The 15,274-nt window shown below is 59.4% G+C and carries 12 protein-coding genes and 1 pseudogene; 6 read left to right on the plus strand and 7 right to left on the minus strand.

Annotated features, from left to right (window positions below; translation table 11 throughout):
- Nucleotides 1-67: 67 nt before the first annotated feature.
- Entirely contained in the window at nucleotides 68-1,594 is a 1,527-nt protein-coding gene (locus LHFGNBLO_RS02130; RefSeq protein ID WP_258600532.1) for a PLP-dependent aminotransferase family protein, read from the minus strand.
- Nucleotides 1,595-1,675: 81 nt separating this feature from the next.
- Between LHFGNBLO_RS02130 and LHFGNBLO_RS02135 the strand changes: the two genes are divergently transcribed.
- The 4 genes and pseudogenes from LHFGNBLO_RS02135 to LHFGNBLO_RS02150 form a co-directional block, all read left to right on the plus strand.
- Nucleotides 1,676-2,911 carry a trans-sulfuration enzyme family protein gene (locus LHFGNBLO_RS02135; protein WP_258599861.1) on the plus strand — a complete coding sequence of 412 codons (1,236 nt, stop codon included), beginning with the start codon at nucleotides 1,676-1,678 and terminating at the stop codon, nucleotides 2,909-2,911.
- A gap of 60 nt (nucleotides 2,912-2,971) precedes the next feature.
- A complete protein-coding gene (locus LHFGNBLO_RS02140; RefSeq protein WP_258599863.1) occupies nucleotides 2,972-3,874 on the plus strand; it encodes a dihydrodipicolinate synthase family protein in 903 nt (300 codons plus the stop codon).
- A gap of 33 nt (nucleotides 3,875-3,907) precedes the next feature.
- Complete coding sequence (locus tag LHFGNBLO_RS02145; RefSeq protein ID WP_258599865.1) at nucleotides 3,908-4,552, plus strand: FMN-binding negative transcriptional regulator; 645 nt, start codon at nucleotides 3,908-3,910, stop codon at nucleotides 4,550-4,552.
- Nucleotides 4,553-4,819: 267 nt separating this feature from the next.
- Nucleotides 4,820-5,410, plus strand: a pseudogene (locus LHFGNBLO_RS02150) (IS5 family transposase); the annotation flags it as partial.
- An 808-nt stretch (nucleotides 5,411-6,218) separates the two neighbouring features.
- Here LHFGNBLO_RS02150 and LHFGNBLO_RS02155 read toward each other — a convergent pair.
- Nucleotides 6,219-6,545 (minus strand): hypothetical protein, encoded by a 327-nt coding sequence (locus LHFGNBLO_RS02155; RefSeq protein ID WP_258581068.1) that lies wholly within the window; start codon nucleotides 6,543-6,545, stop codon nucleotides 6,219-6,221.
- Nucleotides 6,546-8,256: 1,711 nt separating this feature from the next.
- On the opposite strand from LHFGNBLO_RS02155, the gene LHFGNBLO_RS02160 reads away from it, so the two are divergent.
- A complete protein-coding gene (locus LHFGNBLO_RS02160) occupies nucleotides 8,257-9,633 on the plus strand; it encodes an AAA family ATPase (RefSeq protein ID WP_258599867.1) in 1,377 nt (458 codons plus the stop codon).
- Nucleotides 9,634-9,998: 365 nt separating this feature from the next.
- Here the strand turns inward: LHFGNBLO_RS02160 and LHFGNBLO_RS02165 are convergent.
- A protein-coding gene (locus LHFGNBLO_RS02165; RefSeq protein WP_258599869.1) for an IS630 family transposase occupies nucleotides 9,999-10,947 on the minus strand; the annotation gives its coding sequence in 2 pieces (ribosomal slippage) (nucleotides 9,999-10,610 and nucleotides 10,612-10,947; 948 coding nt in all).
- A 637-nt stretch (nucleotides 10,948-11,584) separates the two neighbouring features.
- On the opposite strand from LHFGNBLO_RS02165, the gene LHFGNBLO_RS02170 reads away from it, so the two are divergent.
- The gene (locus tag LHFGNBLO_RS02170) at nucleotides 11,585-11,860 is read left to right on the plus strand and encodes a hypothetical protein (RefSeq protein WP_258599879.1); all 276 of its coding nucleotides are present in this window, start codon (nucleotides 11,585-11,587) and stop codon (nucleotides 11,858-11,860) included.
- 450 nt (nucleotides 11,861-12,310) lie between these two features.
- Here the strand turns inward: LHFGNBLO_RS02170 and fdxB are convergent, their stop codons facing one another.
- The 4 genes from fdxB to LHFGNBLO_RS02190 form a co-directional block, all read right to left on the minus strand.
- Nucleotides 12,311-12,628 (minus strand): ferredoxin III, nif-specific, encoded by a 318-nt coding sequence (fdxB, locus tag LHFGNBLO_RS02175; protein WP_258599882.1) that lies wholly within the window; start codon nucleotides 12,626-12,628, stop codon nucleotides 12,311-12,313.
- Entirely contained in the window at nucleotides 12,625-12,828 is a 204-nt protein-coding gene (locus LHFGNBLO_RS02180) for a CCE_0567 family metalloprotein (protein ID WP_258599884.1), read from the minus strand. The genes fdxB and LHFGNBLO_RS02180 overlap by 4 nt, the downstream gene beginning before the upstream one ends.
- Nucleotides 12,759-13,319, minus strand: coding sequence for a NifX-associated nitrogen fixation protein (locus tag LHFGNBLO_RS02185; protein WP_258599886.1), 561 nt, complete (start codon nucleotides 13,317-13,319; stop codon nucleotides 12,759-12,761). Before LHFGNBLO_RS02185 ends, LHFGNBLO_RS02180 begins: the two co-directional genes overlap by 70 nt.
- Nucleotides 13,320-13,681: 362 nt before the next feature.
- The gene (locus tag LHFGNBLO_RS02190) at nucleotides 13,682-14,839 is read right to left on the minus strand and encodes a TlpA disulfide reductase family protein (RefSeq protein ID WP_258599888.1); all 1,158 of its coding nucleotides are present in this window, start codon (nucleotides 14,837-14,839) and stop codon (nucleotides 13,682-13,684) included.
- Between the last annotated feature and the right edge of the window lie 435 nt (nucleotides 14,840-15,274).

The following is a 15,274-nucleotide window of genomic DNA, read 5'->3' on the forward strand; positions in this document are numbered from 1 at the left end:
GTTTCTTGGTATTTTTCTAGTCCAGTACGCCTGAACGTGGCTGGATGCTCATGGTCACAAGACCGGCTTAGTCATCGCCTCGCGCCAAGCCACTGTCGCGGCCATCGGTCTCGGAGAATTCTCCTTTCACTTGTTCGACAGCCTCCAGCAGAATTCGAACACCCTTCTCGATCTGCTGTATGCTCAAGGCGGAATAGCCCATGACCAGCCCGACCTGGTCAGCACGGCCTTCGCCCGTTTCGCAATCGTATAGGGGGGAAATGGAGTGTATGCCCACACCTGAGCGTCGCGCGTTTCCAATCAGCGGTGCTTCCAGTGATCGCGACAGCTCCTTGAACCAGACGACAACATGTAGCCCGGCATCGGCGCCCTCGATGGCGATCCGATCTCCGAATCGGTGTCGCAGGGCATTCAAAAGGGTCTCCCGGCGCTCACCATTCAGCCGGCGCACGCGGCGCACATGGCTTTCATAGGCGCCGCTCTCGATGAGCAAGGCTAAAGCCTGTTGCTCGGCCACCGGAGAGTGCCGGTCCAGGAGTTGTTTGGCCGTCGCAAAGACGTCCTGCAATTCCGGGGGGACAACGAGATAGCCAATGCGCAGCATCGGAGAGAGAGTCTTGGAAATCGTGCCGAGATAAATCACAGAACCGCGGTCTTCGAGCTTGTGCAGTGGGGGCACCGGATTGATGTCGTAGCGGTACTCGCTGTCGTAATCATCCTCGATCACATAGGCGTCGTTGCGCCGCGCCCATTCCAGGAGCTGATGCCGGCGCGCGATCGGCATGACGCCGCCCAGTGGGAACTGGTGCGAGGGCGTAACATAAGCCAGCCGCGCCGCGACTCCTTTGAGTAACTCCGTCTTCATTCCACCCTCGTCGACAGCGACCGAGACAGGCGAGGCACCTGTGCTGGCAAAAACCTGGCGAGCCATCCTGTAGCACGGGTCTTCGATTACGAAGCGGTCCACGGGATCGAGCATCAGGCGCGCGCACAGATCGAGACCCTGCTGCGAGCCACTGACGATGATGATCTGGTCAAGGTCGCAGCTCAACGTTCGGGCGCGCCAGAGATAGCTCTGCAGCGCCTGGCGCAGGCGACGCGATCCGCGGGGATCGTCATAGGCCAGCCGCACGGGACGTTGCGCCATCGCGGCGTTCATGGCGCGCTTCCAGATCAGCGCGGGGAAATCGGACGGCGCCAGATCGCCATAGCGGAAATCAATCTTCAGCGCGTTCGGCAAGTAATCCGGCCAGGGCGGACTGGCGCGCAGGCGCCCGCCATAGTCGGACAGTCTAACCGGGGCGGCTCGTTTCAAGCGCGCGCTGCTCGGGCTTTGTTCGAGCAGCGATGATGCAACGCGGGGTCGTGCGCCTTGTCGAATTTCGATGAAGCCCTCCACAGCCAGCTGCTCGTAAGCGACAGTGACCGTCGTTCGCGAAACGCCGAGCTCATTCGCCAAACTCCGGGAGGACGGCAAGTGACTGCCGGTTTCATAAACACCGCCAAGAATCTGGTCTCGAAGCGCCATGTAAATCTGGCGCGCACCCATCGCGTGCTCACGGCCCGAAGAGCCGGGATCTTGAGACTGGACCATTTCAATCGTCGCCAACTGGACATTTCATATAAACCAGTTTGAGCGCATTCTGCCGAAAATCCAAGAGGACACCACAGACTGATGACCCGAACGACCGATCAAACTAAAATGTATGCTCCCGAGCAGTCGCAGAGCGACGCTGATCTCGGCTTCGCCACCCGCGCAATCCATTTCGGCTACGATCCGGTCGGATTTTCGAACGCAGTCCAGCCTCCGGTCTTCCTGACCTCCACATACGGCTTCGAGAGCGTGGCGGCCAATGAGGCTGCAGCCGCGCTCGGCGGCAGGCTTTATGCACGCGAATACAATCCAACAACTGAGATCCTTGAAAAACGGCTTGCCAATCTCGAAGGAGCTGAAGCCGGGCTGGTCGTCGCCTCGGGGATGGCGGCTTTCGGCACGCTGATCCTGTCGCTGCTGTCGCAGGGCGACGAACTCATCGTCCACAAGACCCTTTACGCGAACACGCTCGCCATGGTCGAACAGGCGGTCCCGCGTTTTGGCATCAAGGTCGTCGCGGTCGATCTGTCCGAGCCAAACAATCTCGATGGCGCGATCACTGACCGGACCCGGCTTGTTTTCTTCGAGACCCCGGTCAACCCGCTGAGCCGCATCCTCGACATCGCGGAAATCGCCGAACGCGCACACGCGCGCGGAGTAAAGGTGGCCGTGGACAGCACCTTCGCCTCGCCCGCGCTCCAGCGGCCGCTGGAACACGGGGCCGATATCGTGATCCACTCGCTGACGAAGTATATCAACGGCCACGGCGATGCTCTCGGCGGGGCAATCCTTGGTGACGCACAGACACTCAATACGCTGCACGAAACGGGTCTGCGCTATATCACTGGTGCAGCACTGTCACCGCTCTCGGCGTTCCTGATCCTGCGCGGGCTGAAGACGCTCGCGCTCCGCATGGAGCGACACAGCGCGACGGCTCTTTCGACCGCGCAAGCGCTCGAAGCGCATCCCGCGGTGGCATGGGTGAGCTACCCGTTCCTCGGTACGCATCCCGATCAGGCGATTGCCCGAAAGCAGATGTCCCAGGGATCAGGCATGTTGGCTTTCGGCCTCCATGCCGGGTTCGAGGGCGCGCGCCGCATGATGGACCGGCTTAACCTGATCACCCGAGCGGTCAGCCTCGGCGACGCTGACAGCCTCATCTACCATCCGGCCAGTGTGACACGTGCCCGCAAAAGCATCCGCAAGGATGCTCATCTTGCCGACGGCGTCGGCGAGGATCTCATGCGTCTTTCGGTCGGTCTGGAGGACGCCGGCGACTTGATCGCCGATCTGAGGCACGCGCTGGACGTGCTCTGATAAGCGGGTTCCCATCTCGCTTCCAACACAGGCGCTCATGCAGAAATCTGGAGCAACGCAATGGCATTCCTGAGCGGGCTTTCCGCATTCCCCATCACGCCGAGTGACCGTGACGGCCGCGTCGATACCAAGGCCCTGCGCAAGCTGATTACACGGCTTTGCGCCGCAAAGGTCGATTCCATCGGCCTTCTTGGCAGCACCGGCACCTACATGTACCTGTCGCGCGAGGAGCGGCGAAGGGCCCTCGCCGAAGCTTTGGACGAAGCCGGTGCGCAGACGCCGGTCGTGGTGGGCGTCGGCGCGTTGCGCACCGACGAGGCGGTAAGGCTGGCGCAGGACGCCAAGGCCCTCGGCGCTGCCGCAGGCTTGCTTGCGGCTGTCTCGTACGCCCCGCTCACCGAGGACGAAGTGTTCGAACATTTCTCGACCGTGGCGCGCGAAGGCGGCCTTCCGATTGTCATCTACGACAATCCCGGAACGACGCATTTCCATTTCACTCCGACGCTTGTCAGCTGCTTGGCCAAGGTGCCGCGGATCGTCGCCATCAAGAATCCAACCGACAAGAGCGACGCGATCGAGAGCCATCTGGCCGGGCAGAGAAGCATCGTGCCGGAAGGCTTTTCGATCGGTTACAGCGGCGATTGGAATGCTGCTGAGGCCATGATCGCCGGAGCTGACACCTGGTATAGTGTGCTGGCCGGCATCCAGCCCGAGGTCTGCATGAAGATTGTCAGGGCGTCGCAGGCGGGCGATGCGGCCGAAGCGCGCCGCCTCGACGCCGCATTGACGCCAATCTGGGATCTGTTCAAGCGGTTCTCTAGCCTCCGCGTCGTCTATGGGCTCGCCGAATTGCTCGACGTCTGCCGCACTGAGCCTCCGCGCCCGCTCCTGCCGATCTCCGCAGTAGCAAAGCGTCAGATCGCCGAGGCGCTGGAACGCCTGCCGGCGGGCATTGCTCGATGAACCGTGAAACCGGCCCACAGTGAAGGAACCGTCATGTATGTACCTCCACATTTCGACGAACCCAGCCAAGAGGCTCTCCACGATCTGATCGAGACGAGTGCCCTCGGCGTATTGATCACCCATGGCAGGAGCGGCCTCGATGCCAATCACATTCCCTTCGACCTCAATAGGTCGCAGGGTGAAAACGGCACACTTCACTGCCACGTCGCCCGTAACAACCCCGTCTGGCAGGACGTGTCGACCGGCGATGAGGTGCTCGTCGTGTTCCGCGCGGCCGACGCCTATATCTCGCCGCAATGGTATCCGAGCAAGCAGGAGTTCCACCGGCAGGTGCCGACCTGGAACTACCTCGTTGCACATGCATACGGACGGATCACCGTCCGTGACGACGAGAGCTATGTCCGTCACAACGTCGCCAGACTGACCCGCAGGCACGAGGCGGCCCAGCCTGTCCCGTGGAAGATGGGTGACGCGCCCAGGGACTTTATCGACACAATGGTCAAGGCGATCGTCGGGGTGGAGATCGAAATTACCCGTCTAGTGGGCAAAGCCAAGCTCAGCCAGAACAAAGAACCGCGCGACATTCGCAATGCCGGCGAAGTGCTGAACGCCAAAGGCGACCGGCGCCTAGGCGAAGCGATGCTTGCGGCCGCCGCCTCGAAGTCCGAACAGGGCTGAGGAAGTTGCCCGTCACATCGTGGCGGCAGAAACTGTGACCGGTCGTCTTGGCCCATCTTTCGTGAACGAAGCCTACGACTGGTGGGCCTTGGAGGATCACGGCACGCTGAAAAAATAGGTGTTGTTAGCCATTAGATGCTCAGCGCTCAAGGTCCTCTAGTTTTGCCGGTGGAAGCCCAGAAATAGCTTGGCGGACCAAGCGTCCTCGATTTTGTATCAAGCCTATTAAAACCGAGTTTTTCGCTCTATTGGCGCAGTTTGTTGCAGACGGTCTATAGCTGGTTCCGCGAGTTGGCACGGCGCTTCCTGTTTCACACGATCCACGACGTGGAACTGATGCTCGACCGCGAGCGGCAGGGTCGCGAACCTTCACCCAGCGCTGGTGTGATTGATAGTCAGTCGATCAAGGCACCCCATGCAAAAGCACGAGGCTACGACGCGGGTAAGAAGATCGTCGGGCGCAAGCGCCATATTGCGGTCGATACGGACGGACGGCTCCTGATGGTCAACCTGACCACCGCTGACATCTCCGACAGCGCGGGTGCGCAGGCGATACTCGACGGCATCCGCAAACGCTGGCCGTGGGTCAAGCATCTCTTCGCCGACGGGGCCTATGACCGGCTCAAGCTGATGGATAAGGCCTGCTATCTCGACTTCATCGTCGAGATCATCCGCCGCTCCGACGACCAGAAAGGCTTCAAGGTTCTACCGCGTCGCTGGGTCGTCGAACGGACGTTCGGATGGATGATCCGGTGGCGACGCCTCGTGCGCGATTACGAGCAGCGCATCGATGTCTCGCAGGCCATGATCCTCGTCGCCATGGGCGGCATCATGCTACGCAGAAACGCCCATCCGTGATTTTCCAAACCGACTCTGAGATCTCTTGTCGTTCGAGCAGGAGAAGCTGACAGGATACTGTTGAGATACGTGTCGAACTTACACGCAGCCAGCAACTTCATGCCAGTGTCGGTGGCGCTTGCTGCACCTAAGGGACCAGATATAAACATCGATGTTTTTTCGTCCTTACATAATGGCAGGAGTAATCATTTCGATAACCGTCTTTTTCTTCGCACTTTGGCGGTTTTCTTGTTCACAAAGGACGCGGGTAAGATCACATTTGCTGACAGCATGCTCAGAACAATAATTGGCTTCTACATCGGCATCGTCACCAGCCTTTTGGGATTACCGCGGTAGGCCAGTCCCTGCGCGAGCGCCTCGGCTGGCGTATTCGACGTTCCGCCGACCCCTCGATATCGCGGCGAAGAAGATCGCCGCGCGGCTCAATGAAGAAGGCGTGAATGCTTGGTAAAGTGCTCCTCTGGACCCCCTATTTCGCTTCTCCCACTAAAGTTCCAGCCGTTCTGAACGCGAGTAAGTCTGAACACGTATGCCCGGCAGGAGACTGAGCTCGCTGCCGGGCCGGGTACGCCTTGGGAGGTGGCGTAAGTCAGCGGCTCTCGTGGCGGTGGGACCACTCAGTCCGCGCGTTTGCTGAACAGCGCGCATGTAGCGTGCCAAGCCAAAAAGCATTCAACCTGTCAAAATCTCCTGACGCAACCTTCCCAAAGCACTTCAATGACGTAAAACAAACCCCGCCGAAATTCGACGGGGTTTGTCAGCGGTCTGAGGTCAGCCTCGAGGCTGACCTTTCCCTTTGCGTTGCGGGTCAGACTTTAAGAGCGTCCTCCTCGCAAAGATTGATATCCCGGATGACCTTTTTGCGGCCATCTTCGTACTCAATCAGCACATCGAAGCGGCACAAGCCGCCCGGCCGCTCCACCATGATCTCGGAGCCTGGATCCAAGTAGGACGAACCCAGAAGATCCGGACCCCAGCGCTTGGCGCGGATGGGCTTTATGTGGAGCTCTTCTACGGCAACGTCACTGTGATTTTCGACATCGATCCAACATTCGTAAATCTCTGACAGTGCAAAGGATGGAAGGGAAGAGGCAATGATAGCCGCCATTGCCAATACGCGAAGTCTGTTTTTCATGTTACTTCTCTGTGTAGTATTGCTTCATCTTCAGCAGGGCGGACAGGCGACCCTGTCGCCGTCGACGATGAGAACCTGGTCCGCCATGCTCGTTTGTCTGCTCCGATTCGAAACTGTGCAGGCCCGACATGTAGCTTTCCTTCTTCTGTTCGATTCATCGCGGCTGCCCGCGACATGAATGCCGGTCGGCAGCTCTCGCCGCCTCGAACCGAAGGGCTTCAAGACTCGTGCCAACTTGGCCGAGTTGGGCCGAAGTTCTCATTTTATAAGGTCTCCTGATTGGTTGTTCCGATAACACCCCCCTTTTGCCAGCCCTAGCTGACAGCAGCCTGAAAGCTACCGGCGATTTTGCGCGACGGTGATCCTGCGTGGTGTCGCGAACACGCGTGAGAAACGTGACGAAGGGAACCTTTTTTGAACGGTCATTCAGCTTGCTCCTCTAGAAAAACTGGCGCACTGGACTGAGCTGGCGGGAGTACCGCGCTGGGGCCCCGTACCAGGCGCGAGATGATGCCACGCGGCTCCCGATCCATGGGAACGGTCCGGCTCCAGATGTTCCTCACCCGAGCGGTATCGATGTGAGGGATGAGGGGACTTTCGAGCGGCTCGATCCGTCCTACCGCGACTGCGGCGCCGGAACCGGCATGGATCACCCACTGCTCATGCCCGGGGTGAAACTCTTGGCAGCCGGAAATGGCCAGTAGCGGGATAAGCGTATGAGCCGCAAATGTGAGTCTCCACGCCACAGACCGGCGTAGCTGAACTGGTTCAGCGTATTGGGTGGACTTGCCTGTTTCCGGCCGACGTGGGCTCTGGCGAAACTTTGAGGAGCCTCTTGGCCACTGACATGCAGATGCGGACCGGTACAGGGCAAATGCGCGAGCATCATCTGGCGTGTCGGCATCGGACCCCATCTGCAAAGCGACCTCCGAGGACGGATCTCCGAACCGGACGATGTCCCGGTCTTCAGCGATGACGACCACCGTCGCCTTTGTCGATCGTTTAGGGCTTCGCGTGTCAACCATGGTCCGGTAGTCGCTTTCTTCCTGGTTTGATGGGCTCTAAGCACGAGGAGCAAGCGGCATGCCATTTCCAATGAAATGCTTCTGCACAAACGCTTTGGCTTCGACGACGTGTTCGCCAAGGTAGGGTGCGCGCTATGGCCGCCCAGGTCATCGCATTGAAACAAAAGTCCTGTGTAGCGCGGAATTTCACGCTTCCGCACCGGCTGGCAAAAGACGGACCAGACAGCGCAACCCCATGCAATACCGCACACGGGGGGCATTGCAGCGATTGCACAGTGTCTACCCTAGCGTGTTTTTGTGTACGCAGAGCCGCGACTAGCGCGAACGCACGCCCGTGGCAGCACCCCAATGGCCAGCCGCTCTTCAGCAAGCGCCTTCGATGAGCATCGAATTGGGCTGGGGTGGGAGGTTTACATGCTTGGGGTTCCAATTTGGTCTCGCCGAGCGTGCGTATCGAGACCTTCTTGTGTCCGGAACTGGACTAGAATGTCGCAAGGCCGACCGAAAGGTCGCCAAGAAGCGCCGCTGGCTAGCGGGAAGCGGTGGAACGCCAACGGAGCGCCAACCGGGCACGCAAATTGCTTCCATAATCTTGCCGGTGGGAGCGATTCGGGGGAGCTCGGCGCCGTAACGACAAATGATGCAGTCGAATCGTTCTTCCCTCAACCGCAAAAAAGGATTCAGCTGTGACCGATATCGATCGCTATGCCTGGCAGGCACTAAATCGGCATTTCAAAACCGATGATTTGACGGGTCTCGCTAGCTCGCGCCGAAAGTTTGCTGCCCATATGCTGCCTGACCTTCAAACGGTCATTGAAGAGCAGATTACGACTTTATCTCCCAAGCTCATCGGCGTCCACCAGTGGGACGAGTTCGAAGCCATGAAGCTGTCGGACATGGTGATTCGCGACGGTGACGCCGTTGCGCTGACACCCTTGCAATATCAGGACATCGATATCGGCGAAGATGTGCCCTACGCGTCTCTGCACAATGGCCTCTGGTTGTTCCTTGTGGGCCAAGAGCCTGTCGCGATCCTCCTATCGCAGTTTTTTGACCACTGGGGCGGCCGAACGGTTCAAGTGGAAATCGCCTATCTGCCTGGCGAGCAGGCATGCGCCTTCTCGCGCGGATTTCTGAGCAAAATCCAGGCGGCAGGCGAAAGCTCGCGATACTACCGCAACAAGGTTCTCTCTTTCGAATTCGATGCACGAAACTCCGGGATGCCGGGAACGATTCGGGTTCATCGCCTTCCCGCCGTACCCCGGAACGACGTGGTGCTTTCGGAGGCAACTATGGCGCGTCTTGATGCCAACGTCTTCGACTTTGATCGACACCGAGAGGGGTTGAAGCGCCTCGGCCAACACGCGCAAAAGGGTATTCTGCTTTATGGTCCCCCTGGCACAGGCAAGACGCACGTCATCCGTTATGTTTCTGCCAACCTGCCCGGACGCACTACCGTTCTGGTTACGGCTGAGCAGACAACGGATATTGCGTGCTACATCGCGTTGGCCCGCACCCTTCAGCCGAGCATCGTCGTACTTGAAGACGTGGATCTGGTGGGTCGGTCGCGAGAAAACATTTACAGCTCAAAAGCCGAATGCTTGCTCAACCGTCTGTTGAACGAGATCGATGGCCTTGAACCAAATGCAGATATCCTCTTCCTCCTAACGACGAACCGGCCGGAGGACATTGAGGACGCGCTCGCCTCGCGCCCAGGCCGCGTGGACGAAGCAATTGAGATCCCGCTTCCCGACGCCGGTTGCCGCGAGCGGCTGATCGCGCTGTATGGTCGTGCGCTCGTCTTCGAAGACGGGGCGCTGGCGGATGCCGTCGCACGCTCGGAGAACAGCAGCGCGGCCTATGTCAAGGAGATGGTCCGTCGTTTGGCTCAACGGAGCCTGGCACGGGATGGCAGTGATGTCGTCTCGCGCGAGGATGTGGAGATGGTCTTCGGCGACACCCGAACATTGTCGAGCCGTCTCAATAGCCGCCTTCTCGGCCTCAGTGAGAAAACCTCAAGAGGGCAAAGAGCCGAAGAAGATGAGAGTGGGTGCTGCGGCTAATGTTCTGCGGCCAGAGTTCGCCTTGTGCTGGTTTTTCAATGCTGAGCTCTTGCACGGCGCCGAAGGTGCCGCATACGTGCGGCCCCTTTCGGGCGTCCTGCCCCCCGCCAGGCCACCTTAGCGATGCGCCCCTCGAGCACGACGCGCTTCCATCTCGGCCCAGTCCATTTCGACTCAGGTGGACCGCCCCGGTGATCCGACGGTCTCAATTCCGGCCGGGTGTGCTTGTCACTGGTCACACCGAGGCGCAAGGGCTTGCGCGCGCCGGCTCTGCAGGTCCAGAAGGCACTGAAACCCGATCCTTTGGGACTTCTTTTCTGTTTCGGCGGATCTTGAAGGTGATCTGGCACGGTGGCTAGAGCATTTCATGTTTTGACGGAAGCGTATCCCGCATTTTCGAAGTAATTCTTGCATTCGGCTGCCTCGATGGTTTCGACGAGGTGGCCGATGTGGCGCCAAGTTTCCTCGACAGTGCGTTTCTGAGCCTGGCGCATCCAGTGTTTGATCTTGGCGAAGGCCTGCTCAATCGGATTGAGGTCCGGAGAGTAAGGCGGCAGGTACCAAAGCCTGGCGCCGGCAGCCTTGATCATCTGCCTGATGGCCGCCGACTTATGACTTCCCAGATTATCCATGACGACGATGTCGCCGGGCTTCAGAACGGTGACGAGCTGCTGCTCGACATAAGCGCGGAAGCATTGGCCGTTGATCGGTCCGTCGAAGACACAAGGTGCTGCGAGCCGATCCCAGCGCAGCGCGCCAAGGAAGGTCAGCGTGCGCCAGTGGCCGTGCGGCGCCAGGCCGCGCAGCCGCTTGCCCTTCGGCCCCCAACCGCGCAGCGGAGCCATGTTGGTCTTGATCCAGGTCTCATCGATGAAGACCAGGCACTGTGGATCGAGACCGGTCTGCCAAGATCGCCATCGCTGGCGCCTGCGGGCAATATCAGCGCGGGCCTGCTCAAGGGCGAACAGTGTTTTTTTTGAAGCTCAGGCCCTCGCGGCGCAGGAACATCCAGATCGTATTGTGCGAGACCTTGACCCCGCGCGCTTCCAACTCGTCTTTCAGCCTATGCAAACTCAGCTCAGAGGTCTGATTGATCCGCTCCACGATGAAGGCCCGATGCGGCTCAAGAATGCGCTTGCGATGTCCGCCCATCTTGCCCGGCGCCACCGAGCCGGTCGCTCGATAGCGCTGCGACCACTTCACGACAGAGGAAACTGCAACGCCAAAGCGCGATGCCACGGTACGGCAATTCTCGCCTGCGCCAACTGCTTCAACAACACGCTCACGAAGATCGTTTGAAAGCGCTCGCGTCATTAGATGCTGGCCTCCAACCCAGCCTGCGTCTTGAATCACAAACAGCCTGATTTGGGAATCCTACGATTCTCTCAAAGTAGGAAACGCTCTAGAGGGGCATGCCGGTTCACCAAAGGGCTGAAGCTGGCTGCGATCACTGAGGCGCCGGTTCTGATCTCCACCGCTCGCCTCGCCCAGCTGCTCTTAGAAAGAGGCCAGTGCAGGCATTCCAACCCTTCTTAGGTTGCTCCACGGCGCTGCCTTCATGTTTTGGGAGGGATCCTTTTGGGAGCCGCAAAGAGAGCTCCATAACAAACGTTCTCTGGCTCGCCACCATAGACTATCGCAGGCCCGGATAATCCGCTGTCGCTGCGCCTCTCGCCGCCGGTTCAGTGATCTCTCAGGCCCGCCATCCGTGGAAAACGTCGGCTCCGCGACACGTTTTGTCGGGGTTGTCAGGTCCCCGCCACAGGCTCGGCGACTCAAGTCTGTGATTGCCGCAGGCTATGGGCTTGAAAACGAAGCATAAACTTCTGTCGCCGGCTCGGTCCGCCAGATTGGCACGATCTTTGAACTCTTCAGGGTGAGACGCCGGCAGCAACCGACGGCTCTCCTGTCGCGGGTGACGCGATCGACACAACCAAGGAAGGAACCCACCATGGCACAGCGGCACCGCAAGCCGAAGAACGCGGCGATTGCGGGCGCGAGCGATGGGTTGGCCGTAAATCGTCTGGCCGGCATCGACCTTGCTCGCGGCTTGGCTGTCTTCGGCATGTATGCCGTCCATGTCGGACCCGGCGGGGGCGAAGGACTGGTCGGGGGTGTGATGCAATTCGCCTATGGGCGCTCGTCCGTCCTGTTTGCCGTATTAACGGGTTTTTTCGCTCATCCTCATTACCGGCCGCAACGCGCCGCGATCGGGGGTAGCCGGTAGACAGGCCATTGCCAAAGTCGCAATTCGTGCCCTTATTTTGCTCGCCCTTGGCCAAATCCTGACCCACCTCAAGGCGCCGGTCTACGTCATCCTGGCATACTACGGAGTCTGCTTCCTGTTGGTCCTGCCGCTATATCGGCTGAACGCAAAGCAGCTCGGTTTGCTCGCCGCGGCGACAACATTGGTTCTCCCGCAAGTGCGGTTCCTCCTTCTCCCAATGTTTGGCTCCGAGAGCTCGGACCCCGAGGTGTTCAAGCTCCTGGTCAGCGGCTACTATCCCGCGTTGACCTGGGTTCCTTTGTTGATCGCAGGCATGGCCATTGCGCGCTTTGACCTTCGCACGCGCGCAATGCATTGTCGCCTTGGTCTAGCCGGCGTCGCGTTGGCCGTGTGGGGTTTTGGGGGATCCTCGCTCGCGCTGCACGCCGTTCTCCTGGTTTGTCCGCCAGATCATGCTGCGACCTGGTCGGCCGCAACATGGGTCTGGCAGTTCTTCGGGCAAACGCGGGCGCAGGCTCCGCAGCCAATGCAGCGGCCGGCATGATCGACAACCATGATCATGCGATTGAGCTTGCCATCGAAGTCGTCGTCCTCGCCGTCGCAGACGCCGAGGATTTCACCCGCGTCATCGACGCCGTGAAGGTGCATGACCTCGCGCGAGCAGACCTTGAAACAGCGGCCGCAGCCGATACAAGTCCTGCCATCTATAGCGGTCAGATATTCCGGCATCCATATGGAGCCGTCGCGGGTGGTGAATGTGCTCCTCATCGTAAATTCTTCATTGCAGCGAGCTCTCTCTTGGCATCATCCAACTCGGCAAAAACGGCGTACGCTTTCTCGGCAACCTCCTCTAGCTCAGTCCATTGGACCGGGAGATCCTCTGCAAGGTCGCGCAATTTCATCTTCGCAACTGCCGCGCGCAGCTGAAGCTTTCGGACTTTCTTCCCCATCTCATCCAGGTTTGACATAAATCCTCCTCGAAATCGGTTTCTTCACGGCCGCGCCACGGCGGGAAGCCAATAGCTGCAGTCGCATCGTCGACCAGTTTCGTACCGGCCTCCGCGAGTTTCCGGAACGTCTCGAAGCCAAACCGGTGGACGTCTCGACAGAACGACCAACCGCCCGGCCGTGGAAACCAGGCGCCCGAAGCCCCCATCGGTTTCATCTCCTTCATTGGCGATGTGATCAGGCCGGAGCGCTCCTCGATCGCAAGACTGACGGCGGTGTAAAACATGTCCAGCCTCCACAGCACGTCCGGATCAGGATCGCCGATGATGGGGATGGCACGGCGCTGTTCCTTCGTGATGATGAAGCCGGCCAGCAGCTCGGTGTCAGCCTTGCCTCGCCATGAGCCGTCGAAGTCTTGAGCACGGATCAGCCGCACGAGGCATTTGACAAACGGGGTGGCAAGGGCCGCCTCGTGCTCGTTTACAGCAGGGCTAACCGCGGCATCAGACATTTCACCTTCTCCTCAATTTCAGTCCTCGTCCTCGAAGGAGGATTTCTGTTTTCGGGGACCCCTGCTTCGGGCACACTTGCGCAGCCGACGTCCGGCTCCGGGCGGCCGATTCCACGCAATTTATGTCCCGCTGGCCGATCTTGAAGAGGTCCTCGACTGCGGGGTCTTCCACCGCGGCCAGAATCGCGTCGAGTATCCCGTCTCCCGCGATGCAGCCGGAGGGCATCGCAAGTTTTGAACTCCAACCTGCGGCAAGCGATGCGCCCTGTGCTGCAATGGACATACTTACCGCGGGCCCGCCGCAGAAACTGGACGAATTGGCCAGGGTTCAATTCCAATTGTCATCCCTTTGCGATCTTTGCTCATGAGGCGACTGCGGTTTGAGTTTCGGAAGTCTTGTTTTGCGGAACCACGCAAAGATCCGCGTAACAGGCGTGCTCACCCGTGTAGTTGGCCAGGGCTTGGAGCAATGGGCTAAGGTAGTACTGTTTGAAGTGGTCCGGCATTGTCTCCGGATCACCCAGAGATTTCAATGCCACCTCGATCAACTCCATCGCGCGATCCTTGTTGCCGCTCTCGTAATAATACTGAGCGACCGGGAGGTACCAACGGAATTTAAGGGGTCCGTCGCCTTGTGGGGGATTCAGTGTCAGGATCTGTTCCGAGAGCTTGTCGCCCATCGCAAAGCGCTCAGCACGGGGGAGATGGGAGTTGTCCATTTCCGGATCGAAGAGTTGGTTCAGGGCCATGACCATCCAAGACACGGCCTCGAATTTTTTGTCGATCGCGTCCTCGACTAATTGGCGCATGGCTGGCAAGCCGGCCCGCATGTCGCGCCGCTTGTGAAGCAGTAGATTCGCATGAGTTTCCCGGAACCCGCTATCATCTGGCATTAAGGCGAGGCCTTCTTCGATGGCCGTGAGTGCCGCCATCCAATCCTCGGCCTCCATCGCCGGCCGAAGTTTGGCGTATATCGGCATGGTCAGCGATAGTTCGCGTGCTGTGCGTTGGTTACTAGCGACTCGCCGTGTATCGGCGGCTTTCGCTTCATCGCTGCTGCGCCAGCTGCCGTTAAGAACCTTCGGCAAAACGTCCTCGAGGTCCGCCGGGTCGCCGATAAAGGCGATGTGGCCGTCTCGGTCGACCACGAACGAGGCCGGAATCCCGACGGACAAGCTGGGTTCCATCCAAAGCTTGTTCATTTCGCCTGTGTGGTCGAACGCGATCCGATAGTTCAGATTCGAGCACTTTTCGGTCAACCACGCGTCCAACTTGGTGCGGGCCTCTTCGGCCGTTGGAGCGTCTTCATCAGCCGCGACGCCGACGACCTCAAGTCCGCTGTCCTTGTATTTCTCCTGCAGCTGCACCAGGTGGGGCATCGCCGCCACGCATGGTCCGCACCAAGTCGCCCAAAATTCGACGATGTACACTTTGCCGGGCTGGAAGTTCGTGAGGGGCTGGCCACGCGGCCAGTCCTCCACTTTGATCGAAGGAGCCGGGGACCCCATCTGCAATATCATGTTGCTCTCCAAAGCTATTGCGAAAGGTTGCGCGCTTTATGCGCGAGCTTGTTTCCCTCAGGCGGGGCAACACGGGAAAGGAGAGCATCGCTCGTCTTGTTCGTCTGCATGCAGTCAGCCTTCACTCAGTGTTGCCGCATCTCAATTCGCAAAGGCCGTGCCAGCACGCTCAGCGCGCAATAAGCCCATGATTGCGCTTTGAAAAACCTCCAAGTGGCCAAGATGGCCGGTTGTATTGAACCCGACATGTTTTCTGCCGCTGTCAGGTTTTGGACACGCATCACGCGCTTCGCGCCGCCGGAAAAAGCGTGGCCTCGGACGACGCAACATATATTCGGATTGAGGGACGAGCAGATGGACATCATGACTGCGCGGGCCACGCCATGCTCCTATCATCGTCCGCTGCGATGGAATTCCTAGCTGGCGGCATAGGAG

Origin of the sequence: Mesorhizobium sp. AR10, assembly GCF_024746795.1 — a bacterium.
In the GTDB taxonomy this organism is placed as follows: domain Bacteria; phylum Pseudomonadota; class Alphaproteobacteria; order Rhizobiales; family Rhizobiaceae; genus Mesorhizobium.

What these genes read in the sequence shown, in the direction of transcription:
- LHFGNBLO_RS02130 (WP_258600532.1), bottom strand. Translation starts at nt 1,594, where the DNA reads ATGGTCCAGTCTCAAGATCCCGGCTCTTCGGGCCGTGAGCACGCGATG.
- LHFGNBLO_RS02135 (WP_258599861.1), top strand. Translation starts at nt 1,676, where the DNA reads ATGACCCGAACGACCGATCAAACTAAAATGTATGCTCCCGAGCAGTCG.
- LHFGNBLO_RS02140 (WP_258599863.1), top strand. Translation starts at nt 2,972, where the DNA reads ATGGCATTCCTGAGCGGGCTTTCCGCATTCCCCATCACGCCGAGTGAC.
- LHFGNBLO_RS02145 (WP_258599865.1), top strand. Translation starts at nt 3,908, where the DNA reads ATGTATGTACCTCCACATTTCGACGAACCCAGCCAAGAGGCTCTCCAC.
- LHFGNBLO_RS02155 (WP_258581068.1), bottom strand. Translation starts at nt 6,545, where the DNA reads ATGAAAAACAGACTTCGCGTATTGGCAATGGCGGCTATCATTGCCTCT.
- LHFGNBLO_RS02170 (WP_258599879.1), top strand. Translation starts at nt 11,585, where the DNA reads ATGGCACAGCGGCACCGCAAGCCGAAGAACGCGGCGATTGCGGGCGCG.
- fdxB (WP_258599882.1), bottom strand. Translation starts at nt 12,628, where the DNA reads ATGAGGAGCACATTCACCACCCGCGACGGCTCCATATGGATGCCGGAA.
- LHFGNBLO_RS02180 (WP_258599884.1), bottom strand. Translation starts at nt 12,828, where the DNA reads ATGTCAAACCTGGATGAGATGGGGAAGAAAGTCCGAAAGCTTCAGCTG.
- LHFGNBLO_RS02185 (WP_258599886.1), bottom strand. Translation starts at nt 13,319, where the DNA reads ATGTCTGATGCCGCGGTTAGCCCTGCTGTAAACGAGCACGAGGCGGCC.
- LHFGNBLO_RS02190 (WP_258599888.1), bottom strand. Translation starts at nt 14,839, where the DNA reads ATGATATTGCAGATGGGGTCCCCGGCTCCTTCGATCAAAGTGGAGGAC.